Source organism: Algoriphagus sp. AK58 (assembly GCF_014324365.1).
Classification (GTDB): domain Bacteria; phylum Bacteroidota; class Bacteroidia; order Cytophagales; family Cyclobacteriaceae; genus Algoriphagus.
On record NZ_QEIG01000029.1, the window covers coordinates 1 to 1,570 of the forward strand.

Sequence of the window (1,570 nt, forward strand, 5' to 3'; positions counted from 1 at the left end):
ATGAAGTAAGATACTACAAGACGCTTGATACATCACACTAAGTACAGGCGAGGGATTCAGCCTAAAATCAAAGGACAATTCGTCAACAGATTGAATAAATTCCTCTCAGATTATAAATTTCTCTGAGACCTCTGTGGTGATTAACTAATTACAAAAAATAAGGCCTGGAGTGATTTTGCGGTGCCCCCAAAAAGTTAGACACTTATTGGGGGCATTTTTATGCGAAAAAACAGAAAACACAATTTCGATTTCCGGCTTCGAATAGTTCAAGAAGTCATGCAAGGCCGACACAGTTCGGAGAGTATCGGCAAAAAGGAAAACATTAGCAGTTCTTTAGTCAAACGTTGGGTAGCTTTCTATCGGAAGTTTGGAGAAGAAGGATTGAGGGCTAACACTAAAAGAAGATACACGGCAGACTTTAGATTGAAGGTCGTTAAAACACTTAAAGCCGAATCTTTATCTTTACTTCGAGCCTGTCTCCGTTTCCATGTGCCTAATGAAGGAACCGTCCTGAATTGGGTGCGGATTTATGATTCGAAAGGACCGAAAGGATTGAAGTCGATCCAACTAGGAAGACCCACTACTATGCCTAGAAAGCCTAAACGCCCACTGACCCGAGAAGAGCAGCTCTTGGAAGAGCTGGCTAGCCTAAAAGCCGAAAACGCATACTTAAAAAAGCTTCAAGCCTTAATTCAATCCGAAAACCTGAAAGAAGAAAAACGCAAATCATCCAAGAATTAAGGCGAAAGCATGCATTGGAAGAACTCTTAAAGCATGCAAGGATGGCTCGGAGTACCTTTTATTATCACCTCAAACAGCTCCAGAAAATGGACAAGTACGAGACAATAAAATTGGAGATCCGAGATATTTATAAACTGAATAAAGGAAGATACGGCTACCGCAGAATCCAGGAAGAACTTCAAAATAGAGGCTATACGATCAATCACAAGACTGTCTACGCCTTGATGCGAGAACTTAGAATAAAGAGTGTTGTTCGGGTAAAAAAATATGCTGCCTATCGGGGAGAGCAGGGTAGAATAGCTGAGAATATCCTCAACAGGGATTTTAAAGCATCTCAGCCTGAACAAAAGTGGGTAACTGATATCACCGAATTCAAAGTCCAAAACAAGAAACTCTATCTCTCTCCCATCATGGATCTATATAACAGAGAGATCATTTCTTTTACTCTGGCCGATAGACCCATGCTACAACCAGTTTTGGAAATGGTTAAAAAGGCAACCGGCAACCGGCAAAAAATCCCGGGTCTGATCATACACTCCGATCAGGGGTGGCATTATCAAAATCCGCAATACCAAAACCTGCTCAAGGAAAAAGAAATCAAAATCAGCATGTCCAGAAAGGGGAACTGTCTCGACAACGCAGTCATCGAAAACTTCTTTGGAACTCTCAAATCAGAGCTGTTCTACCTAAAAAAGTACCAGTCCATTCATGAGCTAAAAAAAGAAATCAAAGAATACATCCATTACTATAACCACCAACGAATAAAATCAAGTCTAAACGGAAAAAGCCCGGTACAATACCGAGCTTCTTCATTAAATTTAAATCATTA

The 1,570-nt window shown here is 40.5% G+C and carries 2 protein-coding genes; both read left to right on the top strand.

Going from position 1 to position 1,570, the window contains the following annotated elements; genetic code table 11:
* Positions 1-219: 219 nt before the first annotated feature.
* Positions 220-741, top strand: coding sequence for a helix-turn-helix domain-containing protein (locus tag DDT91_RS19960; protein WP_187177969.1), 522 nt, complete (start codon positions 220-222; stop codon positions 739-741).
* Positions 696-1,570 (top strand): IS3 family transposase (locus tag DDT91_RS19965; protein ID WP_370539347.1); only part of this gene is annotated, 875 nt, incomplete at its 3' end. The genes DDT91_RS19960 and DDT91_RS19965, both read left to right, overlap by 46 nt.

What these genes read in the sequence shown, in the direction of transcription:
- DDT91_RS19960 (WP_187177969.1), top strand. Translation starts at nt 220, where the DNA reads ATGCGAAAAAACAGAAAACACAATTTCGATTTCCGGCTTCGAATAGTT.